This is a genomic window from Streptomyces sp. NPDC060205, assembly GCF_042728395.1.
Taxonomy (GTDB): domain Bacteria; phylum Actinomycetota; class Actinomycetes; order Streptomycetales; family Streptomycetaceae; genus Streptomyces.
Map to the genome: position 1 here is coordinate 1 of NZ_JBHWZP010000453.1, position 6,236 is coordinate 6,236.

At 71.8% G+C, this 6,236-nt stretch carries 4 protein-coding genes; all 4 read right to left on the reverse strand.

Annotated features, from left to right (window positions below):
• Window positions 1-33 precede the first annotated feature (33 nt).
• The 4 genes from ACFWGJ_RS40695 to ACFWGJ_RS40710 all read right to left on the reverse strand — a co-directional run bounded on the left by ACFWGJ_RS40695 (window position 34) and on the right by ACFWGJ_RS40710 (window position 6,003).
• The gene (locus tag ACFWGJ_RS40695; protein ID WP_387334004.1) at window positions 34-1,416 is read right to left on the reverse strand and encodes a glycoside hydrolase family 16 protein; all 1,383 of its coding nucleotides are present in this window, start codon (window positions 1,414-1,416) and stop codon (window positions 34-36) included.
• Between the two features lie 208 nt (window positions 1,417-1,624).
• On the reverse strand, window positions 1,625-2,626 hold the full coding sequence (locus tag ACFWGJ_RS40700; protein WP_387334005.1) for an Ig-like domain-containing protein: 1,002 nt from the start codon (window positions 2,624-2,626) through the stop codon (window positions 1,625-1,627).
• A gap of 124 nt (window positions 2,627-2,750) precedes the next feature.
• Window positions 2,751-3,650 (reverse strand): DUF72 domain-containing protein, encoded by a 900-nt coding sequence (locus tag ACFWGJ_RS40705; protein ID WP_387334006.1) that lies wholly within the window; start codon window positions 3,648-3,650, stop codon window positions 2,751-2,753.
• Window positions 3,651-3,894: 244 nt separating this feature from the next.
• On the reverse strand, window positions 3,895-6,003 hold the full coding sequence (locus tag ACFWGJ_RS40710; protein ID WP_387334007.1) for an MMPL family transporter: 2,109 nt from the start codon (window positions 6,001-6,003) through the stop codon (window positions 3,895-3,897).
• Window positions 6,004-6,236 lie beyond the last annotated feature (233 nt).

Sequence of the window (6,236 nt, forward strand, 5' to 3'; positions counted from 1 at the left end):
CTCCACAGATGTCCAGCCGTCGCTACTACGGCCTCAGTGACCGAAGTTGAACCAGTTCACGTTCACGAAGTCCGCCGGCTGGCCGCTCGTGAAGGTCAGATAGACGTCGTGCGTGCCGGTGACGTTGCTGATGTTCGCGGGCACGGTCCGCCAGCTCTGCCAGCCACCGGTGCCGGCCAGCGCGAAGCTGCCGATGGGCGTGCTCGTACGGCTGTCGAGGCGGACCTCGACCAGACCGCTGACGGCGTTGCCCGCGCCGCTCGCGACCCGGGCGACGAACTGCCTGGCCGCCGTGGAGCCGAAGTTGACGCCCTTGTACTGCACCCAGTCGCCGTTGGCGAGCGCGCCGATGTTCTGGCCGCCGCCCGAGTCGGTGGTGGTCTCGGTGATCGTGCCGCTCTGCCCGTCGAACGACTCGGCCTGGATCGCGCTGTACGCGTCACGGTTGCCGGTCGGCGGAGGGGTGGTGCCGCCGCCCGAGGTGAGCACCTGCACGTAGTCCACGACCATCGGGTTGCCCGGCACCGTGGCCCCGTCCGGGCCACCGCCGAAGGCGTCCACGAAACCGCCGCCCATCGCCACGTTCAGGATGATGAAGTACCCGTGGTTGGTGGCGTTCGCCCAGGTCGTCGCGTCGACCTGGTTGGCCCGAACGGTGTGGTAGTTGACGCCGTCGACGTAGAAGCGGATCTCCTCCACGCTCGTCGAGCGGTCCCACTCCAGCCCGTACGTGTGGAAGCCCGCCTGACAGGTCGTGCCGGGACAGGCGCGGGAGCCGCCGATGCCGGTCGTCTCGTTGCACGGGCCGCCCGGGTTGGTCCCGCAGTGCATCGTGGACCACACGGTGTTGAGGCCCTGGACGTTCTCCATGATGTCCAGCTCGCCGACGGCCGGCCAGTTCTGGTAGTTGCCGCGGTAGGGCGCGCCCAGCATCCAGAACGCCGGCCAGTACCCGCGGGCGGCGGTGCCCGTGACGTTGGGCATCTGGATACGGGACTGGACACGCAGCTTGCCCCCGGCGGGCGGCTGGAAGTCGGTGCGGTTGGTCTCGATGCGGCCCGAGGTCCAGTTGCCCGAGGCGTCGCGCCGCGGGGTGATGCGGAGGTTCCCGGCGCCGTCCAGTGCCACGTTGTTGGTGCTGGACGTCATGTTCTCGATCTCACCGGTGCCCCAGTTGGAGGGCCCGCCCGGGTAGCCGTGGCCGGTCGCGTACTGCCAGTTCGCGGTGTTGACGCCGGTGCCCGCGGTGCCGTTGAAGTCGTCGACGAAGACCTGGGTCCAGCCGCTGGGCGGCGCGGGCGCGTCCGCCTGTGCGGCCGAGGCCCCGGCCGCCGCCAGGCTCAGCACGCCGACCAGCGCGATGACCGAACGCCTTATGCGACCGGGTCTTACGGGGGTGCCGGAAGTTTCCCTCATGGGTGCCTCTTCGAGTACGGAGTGGGGGTGCGCGGATGCCTTTTCGAGAGCGTTGAGAGCGCTCTCATCACAGCTGCGCGGCCAATGTGCTCTTCGGCACTCCGGTCGTCAAGAGGTAAAGCAGAGAAAGCCGTGCGGGGGCCCGGGAGTTCACACCGTGAATGAGGAGCGGCAGTGCGCGGCGAAGGCGGACGGATCGGACGGGTCGTCAGAGAGCGCTTCCGGCACACCAGTCGGCCCAGGACAGGTTCCAGCCGCCCAGGCCGTTCGCCGGGTCCACCGTGTCCGCGCCCGAGTTCTCCACCACGACCACGTCCCCGAGCATGGAGCTCTCGTAGAACGCGTACCCGGGCTGCGACGTGTCGTCCCCGCCCTTGGCGTCGCGCAGCCCGATGCAGCCGTGCGTGGTGTTGCCGCTGCCGAAGACCGACGGCGACGCCCAGTAGTTGCCGTGGATGAACGTGCCCGAGGTCGTCAGCCGCTGCGCGTGCGGTACGTCGTCGATGTCGTACGCGTCGCCGAGCCCGACCGTGGACGACTGCATCCGCGTCTTCGTGAACCGCTCGCTGATCACCATGATCCCGGACCAGGTGGTGTGCTCGGCGCTGCCGCCCGACACGGGATACGTGGCGAGGGTCCGCCCGTCCCGCCGTACCGTCATCGTCTCGGCCGCCAGGTCGACCGTGCTGATCTGCTCGCGGCCGATGCGGAAGGTGACGTCCTCGGACTGGGTGCCGTGGACACCGGCCGCGCCCTCCACGCCCTCCACGCCCTTCAGCCGCAGGGCGAGGGTGATCTCCGTGCCCGCCGCCCAGTACTCCTCGGGCCGGAAGTCGAGCCGGGTGTCGCTGAACCAGTGGCCCACGACCTCGACCTGCGGATCCGCGGTCACCGTGATCGCCCTCTCGACGGCGGCGCGGTCCGTCACGGCGTGCGTGAAGGTGACGGACACGGGCATGCCGACGCCGGAGGTGGACCCCGCCTCGGGGGTGAACCGTCCGGCGAAGGTGTCCGCGGCCGTCCTGGTGGCGAACTGCGCCGCGGAGGCGGCCGGGGCTGCGGGGGCGGTGGTGGCGTCCGGGGCCGCTTCCGCGGCGGCGGCCCGGGAGCCGCAGCCCGTGAGCACGGCGGCCGGTACGGCCCCGAGCGCGGCGAGAACGCCCCGCCGGGACCAAGTGCCCGGCCCGTCGGACAGGTGCGAGACGCCCACGAGATGCCTTCCTGAGGTGACCACTGGTGTGCGTGCAGCTTGCTCCTCCTGTCTGGGGCCGTGCTGTGGACGGTCGGGGTTCCGGCTGAGATTCCTGTGCGAGGTCCTTCACGGTCTGCCGCAGTCAGTGCGTGGCGGTCCGCGACGCGGTCGGCGCGGCGAGCAGGCCGCTCATCGTCTCCGCGGCGCGTGCGGCGGCATCGGCGCAGCAGTTGTTGAACAGGACGTGGAGCTCGTCGGCGCGTGCGGCCATCGAGCGCAGCCGCGGCAGCCAGGCCGTCAGCTCGTCGGTCGTGTACGTGTGGCGGAAACGGTCCTCCTTGCTCCCGGACCCCCAGGACGCACTGCGCCCGTGGAAGCGGACGACCGCGAGCCGGGGCGTGCTGACCACATCGACCGGGGGCACGGCGTCGGCGACGGACTGGGCCATGTCCACGCTGACGGTGCTCATGCCCAGCCGCGCGAGCAGGTCCGCGGACGCCTGCCGCAGGTCGGGCCGCCACCAGTCCGGATGCCGGAACTCCACGGCGAGCGGCCATCCGGCGGCCCGCCGCGACCACTGCCGCAGGACGGCCTCGGCCCGGTCGTCCGGTGCGAACCACGGCGGGAACTGGAACAGCAGGGCGGCCAGCCGTCCGGTCCGTCGCAGCGGTTCGAGTGCCGTGGTGAACCGGCGCCACAACTCGTCCAGCAACTCCGGATCCCCCGGCCCGGAATCGCCCGGCCGCCCGCGGTGGAGGGCCCGGAGATCGGCGGGCAGGGCGGCGGTCCGGGTGGGGTGGCCGGTGAAAAGCGAGAAGGCCTTCACGTCGAACCGGAAACCGTCCGGCGTCCGTTCGGTCCACAGGAGGCTGTTGCGCTCGCTGGGGAGACCGTAGTAGGTGGAGTCGACCTCCACGACGGGGAAGCGCTCGGCGTAGTACCGCAGTCTGCCCTCCGCGTCCCGCCGGCCCTGCGGGTACCAGCCACTGGCCACCAGTTTCGGATCCGTCCACGAACACGTGCCGACGAGTGTCTTTCCCATCCCCTACCAGTAGCCGCGGGACGGTTCCCGACACCTGGCGTCCGGCCCGTACGGGTCACAGCGGGGCCCGTTGACCGGGCGCCGGCGCCGGCGCGGACCGGCTTCCGTGCGGACCCCTCCCGTGCGCACCGGCGGCCCCGGCACGGACCGGCGGCCCCCGCACGGGCCGGCGGCCCCGGCGCGGAGGGCGCCGGGGCCGGTGGTCGGCGACGCCCTCCGGATCGGGAGCCGACGCTGCCGACACTCAGTGCTGCTTGGTGAGTTCGGGCCGTACGGGCGCCGGAGCCTCCTCGCTCAGGCCGAAACGGTCATGTGCCCGGCGCAGCCGCGCCGGAGCCCACCAGGCGCGCCGGCCCAGCAGCGCCATGGTCGCCGGGACGAGCAGCATCCGTACCAGCGTCGCGTCGATCAGTACGGCGAGGGTCAGCCCGAGGCCGATCTGCAGGATGGGGGCGAAGCCGCCCGTCATGAAGGCGCCGAAGACGACCGCGAGCAGCAGCGCCGCACAGCTCACGACCCGGCCGGAGCGGCGCAGTCCGGTGACGACCGCCTCCTGCGCGTCACCCGTGCGCAGCCAGGTCTCACGCATCCGGGCCAGGATGAACAGCTCGTAGTCCATGGCGAGTCCGAAGGCGATCGCGATGATCAGCGGGGGTGCCGTCAGGCTCAGCGCGCCGAGTTCCTGCGAGCCCAGCGCCGAGGCCAGATGGCCGTCCTGGAACACCCAGACCACCACGCCGAGCGCGGCGCCCAGGCTGAGCAGGGTCGTGAAGATCGTGCGCAGCGGGATCAGGACCGAGCCGGTGAAGGCGAAGAGCAGGAGGAAGATCCCGGCGAGGACGGTGACGGCGGCCCAGGGCGCCCGGTCACCGAGCATCGCCCGGAAGTCCACGAGCCGGGCCGCGACACCGGTCACCTGGACGGGCTCGTCGCCGCGTACGTCCCGTACGCGCTGGACCAGGTCGGTCGCCGCCTTCCCGTCCGCGCTGCCGCTGGGCTGCATGCTCAGGACGGTGGTGCCGCCGGGCAGTTCACGTGACCCGGTGCCGGGGGAGAGCGCCTTGATCCGCTCGGCCGTCGCGGTGCCGGTGCCCGGTTTCAGGACCACGGTCACCTTCGAGACGCCGGTGCCCGGCGGGAAGTGGGCCTCGATCGTGTCGTCCAGTTGGCGTGCCTCCGTGCTCGTCGGCAACTGCTGGGCGTCCCCGATGTTGATCTTCATGCCGGTGGCGGGCAGGGCCAGTACGAGCAGGGCGGCGACGGAGGTGACGGTGACGACGACCGGGCGGCCGGTGGCGAACCGGGCCAGCCGGGCGAAGACGCGCCCCTCCTCGTCGGCCGCCCTGTCCTTCGCGGGGGCGATCCTTCCGCCGAAGCGGGTCAGCAGGGCGGGCAGCAGGGTGAGCGCGGCCAGCATGTCGATGACCACGACGGCGGCCACGGCGAAGCCCATGCTGCGCAGGAAGATGCTGGGGAAGACCAGCAGGCCGGTGAGGCTGACGGCCACGGTCAGACCGGAGAACAGGACCGTGCGTCCGGCACCGGCCACCGTGCGGTGCACGGCTTCCACCACGTCGTCGGTGCCGCGGCGTTCCTCGCGGAAGCGGACCACCATCAACAGGGCGTAGTCCACGGCGAGTCCGAGGCCGAGCATGGTGGTGACCTGGATCGCGTACACGGAGATGTCGGTGAACTGGCTGAAGCCGAACAGGGCGAGGAACGCGCCCGCGACGCCGCTCACCGCGACCACCAGGGGCAGTCCGGCGGCGCGGAAACCGCCGAAGATCAGGAGCAGCAGGACGAGGACCACGGGCAGGGAGATGATCTCCGCGCGGGCCACGTCCTCCTGGGCCCGTTCGCCGAGCTGCTGCCCGAGCAGCGGGCCGCCGCTCACGTGGACGTCGGGTGCCCTGATCTGATGGATACGGTCACCGGCCGCGTCCAGGACCTGTTCCTCGGCGTCGTCGTCGAGACCGCCCTTCAGGGTCACCGGGATGACGAGGGCCTGCCCGTCCTCCGCGAGGAGCCCCTGCGTGGTGTACGGGTCCGGTACGGCGGCGATGTTCGCGATGTCGCGGAGATCGGTGACGGCGGTTTCCACCTGGGTGCGCAGTGCGGTGTCCGAGACGGCCGTGCCCGCGACCACCGCGGTGATCGACTCGCCGGCCGGGTCGATGCCGTCGAGGTACTCCGACGCGCGGTCCGACTCGGTGCCCGGGACGTCCGGTACGGAGTCGCTGAGGCGGGCGAAGACGCCTGTGCCGAGGCCGAAGCCGAGCAGCAGGAAGAGCAGCCAGAGGCCGATCACGGTCAGGGGGTGGCGTGTCGACGCCCTGGCGATCCTGTGGAGCACGGGGTGCCTCCCGGCGGGTTGGCGGGTATCTGGTCGCCTCAGGTTCGCCTCGGGCGGTGGGTTGGCGGATCGCCGGGGCGGGGGTTTCGACGACTCCCTCGCACGGGTGAGAACGCGCCTGCGACTCCGCCGCACGGGGGAGTTCGGGCCCGGACCACGTCTGCGGGCCGGTGGGGGTGAGCCGCGCAGTTCCCCGCGCCCCTTAAAAGCGGGGCGCAGCCCCGCCCTCCAGG